A 15,477-nucleotide genomic window follows, 5' to 3' on the forward strand; every position below is an offset into this window, starting at 1 on the left:
ACTTCTCCCCCTGTTGCCGACTTTCTGAGAACTTCGGCTATTTCTAACAAAACTCGTGCTATAATCATGGTAACTTTCTTAGAAAAAGGAGCTAAAAATGAACTTACTAGAAGCTTTAGAAATCGAAGTAGAAGCAGCAACAGCCGATTTTGTTCGTTTACGGATGCCAATCAAAGAACAGCACAAACAGCCTTTTGGTCTCGTTCACGGTGGCATTAACGGCGTTTTGATCGAGACTGCCTGCAGCATCGGCGCCAATCAAGCTTTGGCTCAAGAAGAAGCCTTCGCCGCCGGCATTGACCTACAAGTCAACCATCTAGCCGCCGCTCAAGAAGGAACCCTGATCGTAGAAGCTAGTCCTGATCGTATCGGCGCTCGTATCCAAACTTGGCAAGCCACTATTTGGTTAGCTAGCGGGTTAAAAACTGCCGTTGGTCGCTGTACCTTGACGACAGTGCGCAAATAATTCTTTTCGCTCCTGTGTTGTAAACACGGGAGCATTTTTGGCCTGCTTTGAAGAAAGATGCCACCAGTTAACCCCTTATCAAAGATATTCTTTCATTATAAAGATATTGAGAATATGAGCGTAGTTTTTTCAAAAGGTACGTTGTTTTTTTACAGAATAGGGGTCTTTCGTTATAATGTAGCTAAGAAAGCGAGGCTTATTATGAAAAATAACCGATTGATCCACTTTTTAGGCGGCAAAACAAGCTATTATGTCTTAGGACTGATTATCTTGTCGGCAGTTGCTGTCTTTTTGCTAAATCAGATTTCTTTTTTATTTACACCCTTTTCAGCCATACTTACAGCTATTATCCCCCCCTTTTTATTTGGGCTGATCCTTTACTATCTGTTTAACCCGGTGGTCGATAAATTGGAATCGAAAAAAATTCCCCGCAGTGTTTCGATTGCTGGAATCTATCTTTTGATTCTTTTGTTGATCGTCTTTGCTGGTTTCCAGCTTTACCCGATTTTGGAGCAGCAAACCACCGATCTGATCAACAGCTTACCAAGTTTGGTCAGTGACTTTGAGAAAAACGCGACCGCCTTTTTAGAAAATACCCCGTTTCAAGATGAGATGGCACAAATTACAGACACATTGCAAAATATCACCAACAACATCATGAGTTTTATTGGGGACTATTGGGAAACTGGTGCTGCTGGGCTCAGCAGTTTGTTTTCAACGATATCGACCTTGTTCATCGCTTTGTTTACGGGACCGATCATTGCCTTTTTCTTATTGCGCAACCCCAACAAGTTTTATTTTTCGGTTCTCTCGTTAGTGCCACCACGTTTTCGCAAAGACTTTAATGAAATCGTCAAGATCTCTGACATACAAGTCGGTGCCTTTTTGAAAGGACAAATCATTTCTTCCTTGATTTTAGGGGCGATCTATTGGGTCGTTTTCCTATTGATTGGCTTAGAGTATGCCAGTATTCTGGCGATCGCCGCTGGTCTGCTTTGCATCATCCCCTATATTGGTCCTTTTATCGTCTTTTTCCCGGGACTTTTCATTGCCGCACAAGACTCCACCGGGATGTTGGTTAAATTTTTGATTGCTTGGTTTGCTGTACAGTTGCTTCATGGGGATTTAGTCGTGCCCCGTGTGATGGGTGACCGATTGAAAATTCATCCTATTACGATTCTGGTTGTTTTATTAGTGATGGGTGATTTGATGGGGATCGTTGGGGTGATTTTCGGGATCCCAATTTATTGTCTGCTAAAAGTTCTTGTCGTTTACGTGTTCCGCAAATTCAAGCAGCGCTATAACCGCTATTACGGTCAAGAAGGCAAATACTTCCACAGTGCCTTCACTAGCAAAGATTACCTAGGTGACGAAGACAAAGACCCCAAGAAAAAAGCCTAAAAAAACTGTCGCGAATCGTTGGTTCGCGACAGTTTTTTGGTCTATTTTATTTCATCTCATGTTCCAAAAAGAAATGATAGAGCGCCCCTAATAAGTTGGCATCGTTTTGAAATTTGCACGCTTGGATCTCCGGCTTCGTCAAAGTCTGCTGCAAAATCGGTAAACTAGCTAGCAGTTGCTGATACTGACGGTCAATTTCTTCCACCACGATCGCTTGGGCACTGATGCCCCCGCCAATCACGAAGCGCTCTAAGTCGATCACGGCTTGAACATTGAGCATGACACACGCGATTTCTCGGCAATACGCTGTAAACAGCGCCCAGACCTGTGGTTGTTTCTGATTGATGGCGTCAAAAACTGCTTCACCATCCGCAAGATCAGCTAAGCCTAGCAGTTGGGCGCTGCGACGAATCATGGCGACCGCTGAACCGCTAAAACCTGCCAATTGCTGCAGGGTCAATCCCTGATTATTTGGTTGCTCAGCGTTTTCTGGAGCATCGCTTCTCTTAGTGGCATTTAGTAGAAAACTTAATTCCCCGGCTTGAAAATGTGCACCTTGGATCAGTTTTCCCTCAACGATTACGCCACCGCCCAAACCAGTACCTAATGTTATGGCAGCTCCGTTTTGAATCCCTTTAAGGTTTCCTAGCCACCATTCAGCTAATGCGGCTGCTTTGCCATCGTTGGTCACAGCAAGCGGCATTTGATACTTTGCCAGCAGCTGTTTTAAGGAGACCCCATCTAAAAAAGGCAATGCCCCGCCAAACGAGATTGTCCCGGTCTCTGGGTTGACTTTTCCCGGGGTACTAACCGCAATGCCCCGAATGCTTCCATGAACGTCCTCAACGATCGTTTCAATCCCCGTCAAAAATTCCGCAAGACTTTTCGGCGTATCCATCCGTCCTCGTGTCAGAATATTCCCCGAGCGATCAATGACAGCCGATTTGATTTTCGTGCCGCCGATGTCGATGCTTAAATAGTTTTTATTCACTGAATCCCACCTTCTGATTCTACTGCCCATCGCAGGACGGTTTTGGCTTTATCTGGTGAGACTTTTCGCGGATCAGACAAATAGATTTCTCGATGCTGGAACGTGTCCATCGTTGGACGGATCACTAACTGTTCTTGTTTTAACAGCTCCTTCATTTGCGCAAATGTTTCCGCTTCAGTATCAAAAGAGCCTGTATGCATTGCTTGCAGACACAGTCCTTCTTCATAACGTTCAAAGATGAGCTTCTCTAGATTTGGATTGTCTTTCTTCTCTTTGACTGCCAAGAGCTGTTCTTGAAACAGTGTTTCCGTGACTGGATCTGGTTGGCGAATCATGATTTTATAGATCAATTCTTCTTTGTTGATGGCACCCTCTGGCTTTGTCAGAGAGGTCCACACGCCTTCCAAAGGAAAGACCGTGTATTCAAAGGGTTCATTGCCAAAAGCCCCTTTTTTTAACCCCATCCTGAGTGAATAAGAAATCGTATATAAAGCGGCGATTTCTTCGCTGAATTCAGGACGATTCGGATCGCCGCTGCCGCTCAAACTGATAAATTGATACGTTGGCACCTCGATCACTGTTGGTTTTTTGGGAAGATAAAGCTCTTTTTCTAGTTTGCGCCATTCATACTTCATAAAAGACCCTCCTCGATTTGCTTTTCTTTATTTTACCATGAAAAAGAAGGGACATCGCAAAAACAGTTATCCCCTCAACTGCAAAGGGACGATTGTTTTTTCTATTAAGATAATGTAGCTACTTGCTGTTTCCCCAACTGCTCGTCTTATGCGGCTTCTTGTTCTTCTTTCAGCAATTTTGTGTCATAAAACTTCGCAAATGGAAAATAGATCAAGAAAGAAACAACTGCACAAACAATGGCAACGACGCCTGCACGCCAGTCTCCACCGGTGCCAATAAAACCACCAAGTCCAACGGGTGTTGGGAAAGGAATATTGGCGATCATGGGACGAATCAATTCCATCCTTGTGGCAAAATACGCGATCGTGGCGGATGCCATCGGTGCTAACAAGAAAGGAATTGCTAAATAAGGATTATAGATGATCGGCACCCCGAAAATAATCGGTTCATTGATATTGAAAATCGACGGGACGATGGCAGCTCTCCCTAATACTTTCATCTGTTTCGATTTAGCAATGTAGATCATAAATAAGGTAAAACCAAGGGTTGCTCCCGAACCACCTAATGTCACGTACCCGTTGGTAAATTGGCCTGCTAATGGGAAACTCGCCCCTTCAACATTGGCAGCTAAATTAGCTAACATGATCGGGGTGATCAGTGGACTAATGATATTGAATCCATGAATCCCTACCAACCACAAGGCATGCGCGAGGAAGTAAATCACCATGATTCCCAACCAACTATCCGTAAGGTGGGTAACAAACCCAAACGGAATTGCCACTAGTTGAAAAATATCCGTCCCAAAAACAACTAAAACACCATTGATGGTCAGAACCACAACTGCCACTACAAAGGCTGGTATCAGTGCTGTAAAACTACGAGCCACACCTTCAGGCACTTCTTCGGGCATTTTGATGACCCAGTTGTTTTTTACACAGAGACGATACAGCTGAACGGCAACGACCGCCATCACGATACCGGTGAAAATACCAACAGTTCCTAGACGTGCGACTCCATCGGCACCAATCAACCAGCCATTGATCAGCCCTTCTTCCACATCATTCATCCGTGTCATTTTTCCGCCGTCAAAAACAAGCTGAGGAATCGACATCAATGTAGCAAAAACACCTAACAACGCCCCATTGATCGGCGTCAGGTCGAGATTCTCCTCGACTTGAATGATCTTGGAATACTCATAGCCCAGAACGATACAAAAATATAATGCCAATAACCCCATGGTCGTACTATTTGCTAACATATACAAATCACTGAAATTCAAAAAAGTCGCTTCAAAAAAGTCAGCTAAAAACGGAAACGTGATCGGTAAAATGTTGAATACTAAAAACATTGAGCCTACGATCGTAAAAGGAATCGACGCCATCCCTGCCGCCATGATGCTACGAACGATTTTGTATTGGGAAATCTTTCCCATCGGACCCATTACTGCTTTTTCCAAAAGTTGAAATAGTTTATTGTTCGATTCTGTCAATTCAATCACCCTTTCTTTCTATCTCTTCAAATTCACGTATCCATTGCCATTGTCGATCTTTATTACGAAAAATTTTCTTCAGTTTTCTGATACCACTCCAAGCAAAGACGCCACTTATCCAGAGAACTATGCGAACATACTCCGTACTTTGCGAGGTGAAATAGGGGAAAATAACTTCTGTCACTCCAAAAAAAGTCAATAAAAAAAGAATGGCCATTGTCCCCATTTGAAGGCGTAAATACCAAGTAGTAAAAAAGAGTTGCTTGCGGACGATGGTTGCGTGGTGTCCATATAAGCGGATAAACTCACTGATCGCTCCCATTGAAAAAAGCAACAGGCTCAGTGGAACCACACGCAGCCATTGCCCTGCCAAAGAAGCAGCTAACAGCCAATATAGGTTAAAAAAGAAAGAGAATGCGACTAAGTACCGCAAAAACAACAGACGTTGAAAATAGAGATTTTTCTTCGTCAGTTTTTGCGATGCATCTCTTTGCGCGACTTTTGCTTGCTTACTCGCCATCTGCACTCCTGCATTGGATCGCTTCTTCAAGGCGATTCATCTTTTGATAAATCCTTAGCATTTCTAGTGCAACCTCTCTGAGGGTCATGGTTGTCATCAAATGATCTTGTGCATGGATCAACAAGATATCGCAGGTAAATGAGGTCCCTGAAGCATATTCTTGCAGCATTTTTGACTGGATGCGGTGGGCTTTGACTAATGAATCATTGGCTGTGTCCAACAACTCTTGCGCTTCTTGACAACTACTGATTCGCATCTGTTCAAAGGCTTGATGAATCATCGTGCGGGCATCACCGCTTGCTAAAATAAGTTCAAAGGATATTTCTTGTATTTTTTCACTATCCATAGCCTGCCTCCATTTATTTCGTACTTTTTTCTAATGCAATGCTTTCTTTGACTAACTGTGCTAATTTCTCGATTCCGATTGGGATCGGAATATACGCTTGCGGGGGAATATTCACGATTGGTTTGCCGTATTTATCGGCGCTTTTCTTTAAATTGGCAAAATGCATTTTCGTTTGCGGGCTAACTAAATATAAATCATACTCATCCTTAGCGATCGTAGCGATCCCCTCTGAAGCAGAGATGGCATCGATCCTCACTGACCAGCCTTCTGTGGTTAAAAAGCTTGTTCCTTTTTTAGCGATCAACGATGAAGACATGCCTGCTGCACAAATTATCAACACTTTTTTCATTTCACTTCCTCCTCCTATGAAACGCTTCCATTTTGGTGTATCTATTCCTTTCTTCTACCCTCCTTCATGCTATAAAAAATCCTTGAGAACGATTCACTACCTGCTGATTCTTACAGGTAGTAATCCTTCTTCACATAAATAGTATTACATATCGAGTACTTTGTAAATGCAATAAAACTCTATTAGTGATATAAAACATTAATTTCTTTCTGCTTCTATCGTGTCATAGTAGAATAATTTTGTGGAGGGGATTTCATGTTTAAAGATCGTTTAAGACAGTTGCGGAAAACGCGATCTGGTTTAACACAAGCAAAAATGGCAAAATATTTAGGAATCGCCAAAACAACCTATGCTTCGTATGAGCAAGGCAATCGGATGCCCGATATTGAGATCCAAAAAGAACTTGCTGATTACTTCAATGTCAGTCTCGATTATTTACATGGACGTCCGAATGATTTGGAAGCCCTCTCTATGAAACAGATTCGTGTGGCTTCAAGAATCAATGAGGACTTTACTGAATATCAACTATCCGAAATCATTACCTTTATCGAATTTATAAAAAACCGGCCAGAGTAAACGCGATACTATTCTGCCTTTTTTCTCTGGCTAACTTGTGGTGCTGCTTCATTACCTAAAGAAAAAACTGCTGTCAATGTCTCACAAGGAAACATTGACAGCAGCTGAAGAGCCTCGGCTCTTTTTTTATTGTCTTACAGCCTCATTAGCGGCAAAGCGTTTTGAAAAATGTTGTTCTAATCGCTTTTGCCCGGCTTCAATCAAAATGCACAACAGCCAATAGATGATGGCAACTAGCACATACATTGACATGTAATCAAAGGTTCGTCCGCCAACGATCTTAGCTTTTTGAAAAATATCAGGAATCGTGATCATTGCTGCCAAGGAGGTTCCTTTCAACAAATCCATTGCCACATTACTCAATGCCGGTACAGATATACGAAAAGCTTGCGGCAAAATAATCAGACGCATCGTTTTCGTAAATGATAACCCTAACGCATAGGCAGCATCAAATTGCCCACGATCCACTCCAGCAATTGATCCTCGGTAGATTTCCCCGATAAATGCGCTGCTGGTCAATGTAAAACAGATGATCGCAGCACTAAGCGCCGACAATTGATAGGGCAAGCCAAAATACAGTAGGAACAACAAGACCAACGCTGGGACGCCTCTTAGAAATGAGAGATAGCCCCGCACGAACCCTCTAATGATGGGGTTTTCCAGCATCCCTAAGAAGGTGAGCATGATCCCTAAGAGGTTGCCACCTAGAAAAGAAACGACAGCAATGCCGACCGTATAGGACAAGCCCGACAGCAAATAGGGCAATGAGTCCCACATCAACGGCAAATCAAGGGTTGGAATATACATTAGTCTGTTTCAACCGTTTGGATCGCTTGATCAGATTTTACTGAAATATCGGTTTGAAAATACGTTTCTGCAAGTTCTTTTAAACGGCCGTCTTCTTTCATTTCTGCTAAAACAGCATCCACTTTTTCCTGCAATGCTTTATGATCCTTCACAAATAAGAAGCCCGTTTCATTCGGATTAAAGTAGACATCTTCTAAAATTTTTACAGGGATATCTGGCAAAGCAGCAACCGCCATTTTTTGCAAATAGTAATCATTCAAGATCACATCCGTTCGACCATTCGCAACATCTGTCAAATACTGATCATTCGTTGCGTTGTCGTAAGTCACTAATTCTGCCCCATAAGATTCGGCTAAGCGCATGTAGCTGGTATTCGGTTCACCAGCAGCTTTTTTGCCATCCAAATCTTCTAAAGAAGCAATCCCTGAGTCATCACTTTTACGCACGATCATACTATCGAACGAGTATTTGATAGGCGTTGAGAGACTGAATTTTTCCGCCCGTTCATCCGTCAAACCAAAATCGTTGGCAGCAAAATCGGCTTCTCCACGTGTTAAAGAAGAAACTTGTCCATCGACATTGTACTCTTTAAATGTGATCTCTACGCCTAATCGTTTGGCGACTTCTTTTGCCACATCGACATCATAGCCCACTAATTCATTTTCATCGTTATAGTAAGACGATGGATACAAGGTTCCCGAAGTAGCAACAACCAATGTTTTGGCTTCTTCCACCTTGCTTAGACTTGAGTCTTCTTCCGTTGGTTTGCTGCAGGCACTTAACAGGACCCCCGTAAATAAACCTAAAAAGCCAACCATTGCAACGATTTTCCCTTTTCTAACTTGTTTCATAATATCCTCCTCTTAGTTTCCTTGTTTTGGCAACAGAAATCGTTGCTGTGTTTCAAATAAATAGCCGACTTGGAAAAGCAGATCTTCTCTGCCTTTAGACGCCATAAATTGGATCCCTAGCGGCAACCCTTCCTCGCTAAGAGCAGTTGGCAAGCTGATGGCTGGCTGCCCCGTTAAATTGGCTAATTGAGTGTAAGGTGTCAGAGTATAGCTCTTGGCAAACATTTCTTCGATCAACTCACCCGCAGCACTTTTTCCAAGCGATTCGATCTCATGCAGTCTTTGGCGAATGCTATCGCTTTGTAAGTCTTCCTCGATCAAAGGGGCTGGAAAAGCCGTCGTCGGTGTTAAAAAGAGATCATAGGTCGAAAAGACTTCTTCCATTTTTTCTGCCAGCTGATCCCACCACTGCAAGGCAAGAACGTAATCGGCGGCCGGCAGTTTTTTGCCATATTGGTAAAGTGCCCAGGTCATCAATTCCATCTCTTCCCGTCTGACCGGTTCTTGACGAGCAGCATCGATCTCAGCAAACATCGCAGCTGTTTCGCCACCATTCATGGCGTAATAAGTGGTCATCATTTGCTGACCATCCACTGGATAGCCCACTTCAACGACTTCGTGCCCCTGCTTTTCTAAAAATGCGGCTGCACTTCGGACTGCTTGGATGGCAGTTTCAGACACTTGGCCACCGGTCGGCGATGCGGTAGTAAAAGCAACCTTCAACCGCGGTTTTTGACTCGCTTGCTGATGATGCCATTCTACTTGCGGTGCCTGATAAGGGGCTGCCGGCTGTGACGTCCGCAACGCATAAAACAACTGTTCCGTATCACGCATGGAAAGCGTCAACGCAAAGTTGATGGAAGCGCCTTGCCAGCTGCGCCATTCACTAGGACCCACTGGCATCGTGCCACGAGTTGGCTTCAAACCGATCAATCCGCTAAAGGATGCTGGAATGCGGATCGATCCGCCGCCATCACTGGCACCCGCAATCGGAAACATCCCCGAAGCCACTGCCGCTGCCGCACCACCACTGGAACCACCAGCTGAATAGGCAGGATTCCACGGATTACGCGTAGGCCCATACAATATTGGATCAGTGATGTTTTTGAATCCAAATTCTGGTGCATTGGTTTGCCCTAACGGCACAAAGCCCGTCTCTTCTAAACGAGAGACAAAATGAGCCGTGCGGCTGGCTCGTGCTTTAGCAAACAGTTTGGCTCCTGACGTTGCTGGCCACCCTGCTTTGTTTTGGCCGAGTATTTTTAACGGCATGGGTTGTCCCCCAAAGACCGTTTTTTGAAGATGCTGCTCGTAATGCTGGATCGCTGCTTGCGGATCAAATGTTACAAGCGCATTCAAAAGCGAATTTTGTTGATTGACTTTTTCTTCGATCATCGCCACCCGCTCTGCAAAGCTGATTTGTCCTTGCCGCAATTGTTTCGCCCAATAGGTCGCATCTTGCATGCTTGCCCCTCCTTTCCCTCAAAACCTCAAACAATTATCTAAACTGTAACACATGAAAAATTCTTCTTTATATAGACTACAATATACCAAACACTAGGAAATCTTTCAACAAAAATAGAACAGTTTTTAAACCTGTATCATATTGTTATCAAACGTTCCCATCTTTTTACTACCAGTTGTCGACCAATGCTTCTTCTTAGCTGTCCCCATCATTACCTAACAAAAACGGCACATCGCCAAACGATGTGCCGTTTTGATTTACTTGTATTTTTCTTCCAGCTTGCTCATCCAAAGACCTAACCAAGCCCCCAAGACAAACAAGATAATTCCGATGACGGCTGTTACCCAAGTAAAGCCGCTATAGTTTGCCACCGGAGGAATCACGATCAATATCGTTGAGGCAATAACGATCCCTAAAATGAAGTGATAGACTTTTGAATGATAATGGCTCAATAGCCACTCCATCAATTTCGAAAACAGCAGCATCACTGCCAAGCCGCCAATGGCGATCGGTAGAAAGACCCCCATGATGTCAAAGCTCTTAAAGCCTTTCAACATCGGATCATAAAGGCCCAAAACGAGCAAAAGGTTTGAAGGACTCAAGCCGGGAACCAAAACACCTAACGCGATCAGACCGCCGGCGATCACAAAACCAATGAAATTGGCAGGGATCGTTCCTAAGATATCGCCCATAAAATAGAGGAACAAGAAGCCGATGACCATACTGCCGAAGAACCAAAGCAGGTCGCCGGTTGTCCGTTTGCTTTTCAAGGTCGATTCTTTAGCAAGTGCTGGTAACGTCCCAATAATTGCCCCCGCAAAGCCCCACAAAACGATGATTTGATAGTTTTGCAGCAGCCACTCTAATGGCTTTGATAAAAGCCCGATCCCTACGATTCCCCCGATCCCTACTGGCAGGAAAAAGAGGAGATTCTCTTTAAAATTCTTCGTCAGATGTGCCATAAAGCGCAGCATCCGCTCATAAATGCCTAAGATGGCTGCCAATACGCCACCTGAAACACCAGGCAAGATAAAGCCCAAGGCAATCACCACGCCTTTAAGAAAACGTGACAAAATACTTTCGTTTCTCTGTTTTTCCATTTACAATTGCTCTCCTTAGCGATGGTTTTCACCAATCGTTCTTTTTTCATCAATCCCTTTAACTATACTTGATTGCCAAAAAAATGGAAAGTAATTTCTAATTCCTCATACAAAGGCAGATTTCAAAGTTCTTTCAGCATCAAGAAATCCGTCTGCTCATCATCCCCCATAAAAAAGGAATGACTGCCAACTCTTACAAAGCCCATCGTATGATAAAAAGCCAACGCATTGTCGTTAAATTCCCAAACACCTAACCAGATCGACTTTTTCTGCAGCGCTTTGGCGGTCTCTTGAGCAAACAGCAGCAGTGTTTTGCCATAGCCTCTGCGCTTATGTTCTTTTTTGATATAGATTCGTTCAATTTCCAACCCCTCTGGGGCAATCGCTTCCGTTTGCGCCTCACCCCAGTTAAGTTTGATATATCCTACGGTTTGATCATTTTCTTGTAAAAAATAAAACGCCGATTGCGGATTTTCTAACTCTCGGGTCAGTTTCGGCAGATTGTAGGCTTCTTCTAGATAGATACGAGTATTTTCCTCCGTATTGAAAGGAGCAAATGTATCGTAATAGGTGGATACGCTGATTTCTCCCAATTCTTCTAAATCTGCCAAAGTACATCGTTTGATAGCCATCAAAACGCCTCCTTTTTTATCAAGCTATTCTATCACATCTCCATTATCCCTTGCAAAAGCAAAAAGGGCGGACAGCTTTCCCCACTGTCCGTCCTTTCATAGACTTACTCTTTTATAACCAAGAGCCAGAAAACTGATGGATCACCATCGTACTCGGATCTTCCTCGACCTCACCCGTGATATAGCTTTTTGGTGAAAACGTCATTTGCGGGAAGATCTCTACGCCCTTAACGGTTTGTCGTTGATTATTCAATTCTAATCCGTGGTTTTGCAGCAGTTCCGTCACTCGGATCACATTGGTGACGACATCTTCCGTTTTTTCTGCCCGGACAAATTTTCGGTCATCGTAATCGTGGTACCATTCTTCCATAAAGGGATGGTGCGGCACCGCTCCAATGATCCCAGTAGAAATCTTGGTTTCGATCTCAAAGCCCATAAATGCCTCCAGTGTCAAGAGCTCATCTAAAGGTTTGACCACCTCGATATCAGTATCCATATAAATACCGCCTTCTGTCACTAACGCATACAAACGAACCACATCTGACACAAATGCCCATTCTTCTTGGTCATAGGCCTCTTTTAGATAAGGACCGAATTTTGAAAGGTCGATCGTTGATTCATCCCAACGTTTGATCTCATAATCCGGACAATATTTTTTCCAGGTATCCATGTATTTCTTTTCTTGTTCACCTAATGGATTGCCGCCAAACCAGCAATAATGAATAATTTTTGGAATCATCAATCTCTCTCCTTTAGTTTATTGGTCTCTTTTAAGTGTAGCGGATTTTGCAATTGTTTCAAAATCATATACACTTTTTACGGCAAAAAGAACTGTTGGCTCTGCTCTTCAGGATCAGAAAGGATCATTGAAAAAAGCACCTGAGTCAACGACTCGAGTGCTTTTTGAGGGATTGCTTATAAATAATGATTGTCCCGTAAGACGGCTTTTTTGATATCTGCCACCGTTTGCGTCCCCGCAAGCTGCATGACCATCTCCAATTCTTTTTTGAAGAAATCAAAGACTTGTTGAACACCGGTGGCACCACCTAGAGCCAACCCATAAATCACTGGTCGACCGATTGCCACCAGATCTGCTCCGCAAGCAATCGCTTTAAAGACATGTTGTCCTCGCCGTACCCCGCTATCAAAGACGATCGGCGCCCGACCTGCTACTGCTTCAGCCACGATCTGCAAGGAATCAAAGGAAGCTGGACCACCATCCAATTGGCGTCCCCCGTGATTTGAGACCCAAATCCCTTGTGCACCTGCCCCTAATGCTCGTTCCACATCTTCTTCTGATTGCACCCCTTTGACATAAACCGGCAAATCAGATTCTTTGGCGATAAAAGCGACATCCTGAGGACTTAATTTTTGTTTTGAGGAGCCGTAAACGGCATCCATCGTTTGTCCGATCCCTGATTGATAAGCCTGAACGATCGGCATTGCCAACGGAAAGGTGAAGCCATTGCGGCGATCCGTTTCTCGATTGCCCCCCACGGTTGCATCTGCGGTCAAAACGATCGCTTTGGCGCCATTGCGTTTTGCCATCGCCAAGATGTCTTTGTTAATACCATCGTCTTTACTCATATAAAACTGGAACCACTGCGGCGCTTCTTGACCTCCAGCCGCTCGGATTTCTTCCAACGTACAAGAGGCATACGAACTCGCCGTATAGATCGTGCCAAAACGTGACACACCTTTGGCTGACGCTTGCTCTGCCGCAACATTTGCTAAGCCGTGGGCAGCCACAGGCGCCATAATGATTGGCGCTGACAACGTGTCACCGCCAAAGGACAACGTTGTGTCCGGTAATTCAATGTCCTTTAAGACATGAGGAATGATCAATTTGTGATTGAAGGCGCGTTCATTTTCTTGATAGGTAAAAATATCCCCCGCACCACTGCTGATATAGCCATACCCACCTTTAGGAATCACTTCCTCTGCGGCGATCTCCAAATCGCGCATATTGATAAAATCAATTGCTCCTTCTGCTGTACTTGCTTGATAGATTTTTTCCATGCCTTTCCCTACTCTCCGATAAGATAACGTTTACATTTTTATCCTACGCCTGATTGTAGGATCACGCAACTCATTCGCTCACTCCTGTCAAATAGGCTTACTTTACTTTTCCACTCAAGACAGCCCTCCATTTGAACTAGCTGAATTATTGTTTTGTTCGTTTAAGATATTCTGCCAATAACAACGGCTGAATCGTTGGATATGTCCAACTGACAGGCGGCTTTGCCCTTACATAGATTGCTTCGATCTCTGAGGTCAACTCATCCTCCAAGTCCGTGATCTGGGCTTCGAACACCAAGCCGTAATCGGTCTCCCCGTCTTTTTCTACCCCATAGATAAATAACGGCTCTAGAGTAAAGTGCTTGGCTCCTGGTTCTTCCTTTAGTTCACGGGCGGCACACGCTGTGATGCTTTCTCCTGATTCTCGCTTACCTCCGGGTATTTCTAATGTGTCTCGTTCTTTGTGTTTGACATAGACGAGCTTTTCTTGATACTTGCTGATGATCACCGCAAAAACTAGCTGCTCTTCTGCGATCTTTTCAAGCTCAAAAATCGTTACGTGATTCATTTTACTCATTCCTTTCAAAAAAGCAGGCTTGCTTCTATAATAAACAGTCGTTAAAAATCAAAAAAAGTGCTGATCCCTTATGGAAAGGATCAGCACTTGCAGCTTGTTATTCTTCTTCTTCCGCCATGAATGTGTTGAAGACTTCTTCAATCATATCCCATTCTGCTTCTGTTTCGATCTGTTCTAATTCACCTTCAGACCCGTCTTCGTTTTCAATATAAGCGTACGCTTGTAATTCAACGTCTTCTTCTTCCGGTACGCCTGCTGGATAAAGCAAGACGTAGTTGCGGCCGAATTCTTCCGTACCGTCAACCGTTAATAGAATTTCGTATAAGGTTTCATTTCCTTGGTCATCGATCAAAGTAATGTGTTCATGTCCTTCATGATCGTGATCGTGGTTATGATCGTGTGTATGTTCTGACATTTATTTTCCTCTTTTCTGTAAATTAAAACAGCTGTTTCCCAGCACCATCTAAATAATTCTGCAAAATCATGACTGCTGCTAATTTATCAATCACTTTTTTTCGTTTGGCACGCGATGTATTCGCCTGTTCTACCAGCATTCGTTCTGCTTGAACGGTCGTCAGACGTTCGTCTTGGTAAACGACCGGCAAACCGAATTGCTGTTCGATCGCTGCGCCGTAAGCCATAGAAGCTTCCGCTCTAGGTCCGATCGTATTATTCATATTTTTAGGTAGTCCTACCACAAAACGTGAGACTTCATATTCTTTCACCAATTCAGCAAGTCGATCATAACCGAAATTGCCTTCATCTTCATTGATGCGAATGATCTCGATCCCTTGTGCTGTCCAGCCCATTGGGTCACTGACCGCCACGCCGACTGTCCGCGAACCAACATCCAATCCCATGATTCTCATTATAGGTTGATCCCGTGATTGCCTAAATAATAACGGATCAGAACTTCCATGATCTCATCCCGTTCGTGACGACGAATCAAATTCCGGGCATCCCGATAACGAGGAATGTAAGCCGGGTCGCCAGAAAGGAGATAACCGACGATTTGATTGATCGGATTGTATCCTTTTTCCTCTAATGCTCGGTAGACGATAGCTAATGTTTCGCTGACTTCTTTTTTACGGCTATCATCAAAATCAAAGCGAACTGTTTCATCTGTAAAACCCATTTCACGACACCTCTCTTTTGTATAGATTTTAGCATATGTTCCTACTATATTGTACTAAACGTTTGATAAAACTACAAACATATGCTTAGATTTTCTTCATTATAACAAAGGTTTATG

20 protein-coding genes are annotated in these 15,477 nt (G+C 43.7%); 3 read left to right on the forward strand and 17 right to left on the reverse strand.

The annotated features are described in order from the left end of the window. Window positions 1-97: 97 nt before the first annotated feature. Together IGK63_RS12150 and IGK63_RS12155 are read left to right on the forward strand one after the other, a co-directional pair. Window positions 98-466 (forward strand): PaaI family thioesterase, encoded by a 369-nt coding sequence (locus IGK63_RS12150; RefSeq protein WP_016612672.1) that lies wholly within the window; start codon window positions 98-100, stop codon window positions 464-466. Window positions 467-667: 201 nt separating this feature from the next. Next, window positions 668-1,867 carry an AI-2E family transporter gene (locus tag IGK63_RS12155; RefSeq protein ID WP_008380813.1) on the forward strand — a complete coding sequence of 400 codons (1,200 nt, stop codon included), beginning with the start codon at window positions 668-670 and terminating at the stop codon, window positions 1,865-1,867. 46 nt (window positions 1,868-1,913) lie between these two features. Here the strand turns inward: IGK63_RS12155 and IGK63_RS12160 are convergent, their stop codons facing one another. The 6 genes from IGK63_RS12160 to IGK63_RS12185 form a co-directional block, all read right to left on the reverse strand. Beyond that, on the reverse strand, window positions 1,914-2,858 hold the full coding sequence (locus IGK63_RS12160; protein WP_016612674.1) for an ROK family protein: 945 nt from the start codon (window positions 2,856-2,858) through the stop codon (window positions 1,914-1,916). Next, window positions 2,855-3,493, reverse strand: coding sequence for a GyrI-like domain-containing protein (locus IGK63_RS12165; protein ID WP_005234279.1), 639 nt, complete (start codon window positions 3,491-3,493; stop codon window positions 2,855-2,857). Before IGK63_RS12165 ends, IGK63_RS12160 begins: the two co-directional genes overlap by 4 nt. A 146-nt stretch (window positions 3,494-3,639) precedes the next feature. Next, entirely contained in the window at window positions 3,640-4,992 is a 1,353-nt protein-coding gene (gene celB / locus IGK63_RS12170; protein ID WP_016612675.1) for a PTS cellobiose transporter subunit IIC, read from the reverse strand. After that, the gene (locus IGK63_RS12175; protein WP_016612676.1) at window positions 4,985-5,503 is read right to left on the reverse strand and encodes a hypothetical protein; all 519 of its coding nucleotides are present in this window, start codon (window positions 5,501-5,503) and stop codon (window positions 4,985-4,987) included. Before IGK63_RS12175 ends, celB begins: the two co-directional genes overlap by 8 nt. After that, window positions 5,493-5,849: a PTS lactose/cellobiose transporter subunit IIA gene (locus IGK63_RS12180; protein WP_016612677.1), complete on the reverse strand. Its 357-nt coding sequence runs from the start codon at window positions 5,847-5,849 to the stop codon at window positions 5,493-5,495. The genes IGK63_RS12175 and IGK63_RS12180 overlap by 11 nt, the downstream gene beginning before the upstream one ends. 13 nt (window positions 5,850-5,862) lie before the next feature. Continuing rightward, window positions 5,863-6,198: a PTS cellobiose transporter subunit IIB gene (locus IGK63_RS12185; RefSeq protein ID WP_016612678.1), complete on the reverse strand. Its 336-nt coding sequence runs from the start codon at window positions 6,196-6,198 to the stop codon at window positions 5,863-5,865. 255 nt (window positions 6,199-6,453) lie between these two features. On the opposite strand from IGK63_RS12185, the gene IGK63_RS12190 reads away from it, so the two are divergent. Continuing rightward, complete coding sequence (locus IGK63_RS12190; RefSeq protein ID WP_005228576.1) at window positions 6,454-6,774, forward strand: helix-turn-helix domain-containing protein; 321 nt, start codon at window positions 6,454-6,456, stop codon at window positions 6,772-6,774. A gap of 126 nt (window positions 6,775-6,900) precedes the next feature. Here IGK63_RS12190 and IGK63_RS12195 read toward each other — a convergent pair whose 3' ends face one another. The 11 genes from IGK63_RS12195 to IGK63_RS12245 all read right to left on the reverse strand — a co-directional run bounded on the left by IGK63_RS12195 (window position 6,901) and on the right by IGK63_RS12245 (window position 15,360). Beyond that, the gene (locus tag IGK63_RS12195) at window positions 6,901-7,581 is read right to left on the reverse strand and encodes an amino acid ABC transporter permease (protein ID WP_005234278.1); all 681 of its coding nucleotides are present in this window, start codon (window positions 7,579-7,581) and stop codon (window positions 6,901-6,903) included. After that, on the reverse strand, window positions 7,581-8,432 hold the full coding sequence (locus IGK63_RS12200) for a transporter substrate-binding domain-containing protein (protein ID WP_005234276.1): 852 nt from the start codon (window positions 8,430-8,432) through the stop codon (window positions 7,581-7,583). Before IGK63_RS12200 ends, IGK63_RS12195 begins: the two co-directional genes overlap by 1 nt. Before the next feature lie 12 nt (window positions 8,433-8,444). Then, on the reverse strand, window positions 8,445-9,896 hold the full coding sequence (locus tag IGK63_RS12205; RefSeq protein ID WP_016612679.1) for an amidase: 1,452 nt from the start codon (window positions 9,894-9,896) through the stop codon (window positions 8,445-8,447). 258 nt (window positions 9,897-10,154) lie between these two features. Beyond that, the gene (locus IGK63_RS12210; RefSeq protein ID WP_010749839.1) at window positions 10,155-10,997 is read right to left on the reverse strand and encodes a DUF368 domain-containing protein; all 843 of its coding nucleotides are present in this window, start codon (window positions 10,995-10,997) and stop codon (window positions 10,155-10,157) included. A gap of 122 nt (window positions 10,998-11,119) precedes the next feature. Further along, a complete protein-coding gene (locus IGK63_RS12215) occupies window positions 11,120-11,629 on the reverse strand; it encodes a GNAT family N-acetyltransferase (RefSeq protein WP_016612680.1) in 510 nt (169 codons plus the stop codon). Window positions 11,630-11,741: 112 nt separating this feature from the next. Further along, entirely contained in the window at window positions 11,742-12,368 is a 627-nt protein-coding gene (locus IGK63_RS12220) for a glycosyltransferase family 32 protein (protein WP_010749841.1), read from the reverse strand. Window positions 12,369-12,544: 176 nt separating this feature from the next. Then, the gene (locus IGK63_RS12225; protein WP_008380802.1) at window positions 12,545-13,648 is read right to left on the reverse strand and encodes an alpha-hydroxy-acid oxidizing protein; all 1,104 of its coding nucleotides are present in this window, start codon (window positions 13,646-13,648) and stop codon (window positions 12,545-12,547) included. Between the two features lie 145 nt (window positions 13,649-13,793). Next, window positions 13,794-14,216, reverse strand: coding sequence for an NUDIX hydrolase (locus tag IGK63_RS12230; protein ID WP_008380800.1), 423 nt, complete (start codon window positions 14,214-14,216; stop codon window positions 13,794-13,796). Between the two features lie 106 nt (window positions 14,217-14,322). Continuing rightward, the gene (locus tag IGK63_RS12235) at window positions 14,323-14,640 is read right to left on the reverse strand and encodes a DUF1292 domain-containing protein (protein WP_005228559.1); all 318 of its coding nucleotides are present in this window, start codon (window positions 14,638-14,640) and stop codon (window positions 14,323-14,325) included. Between the two features lie 22 nt (window positions 14,641-14,662). Continuing rightward, a complete protein-coding gene (gene ruvX, locus IGK63_RS12240) occupies window positions 14,663-15,094 on the reverse strand; it encodes a Holliday junction resolvase RuvX (RefSeq protein ID WP_005234242.1) in 432 nt (143 codons plus the stop codon). Then, window positions 15,094-15,360: an IreB family regulatory phosphoprotein gene (locus IGK63_RS12245; protein ID WP_005228556.1), complete on the reverse strand. Its 267-nt coding sequence runs from the start codon at window positions 15,358-15,360 to the stop codon at window positions 15,094-15,096. The genes ruvX and IGK63_RS12245 overlap by 1 nt, the downstream gene beginning before the upstream one ends. Window positions 15,361-15,477 lie beyond the last annotated feature (117 nt).

It is taken from the genome of Enterococcus sp. AZ040 (genome assembly GCF_050499185.1).
Classification (GTDB): Bacteria; Bacillota; Bacilli; order Lactobacillales; family Enterococcaceae; genus Enterococcus_D; species Enterococcus_D entomosocium.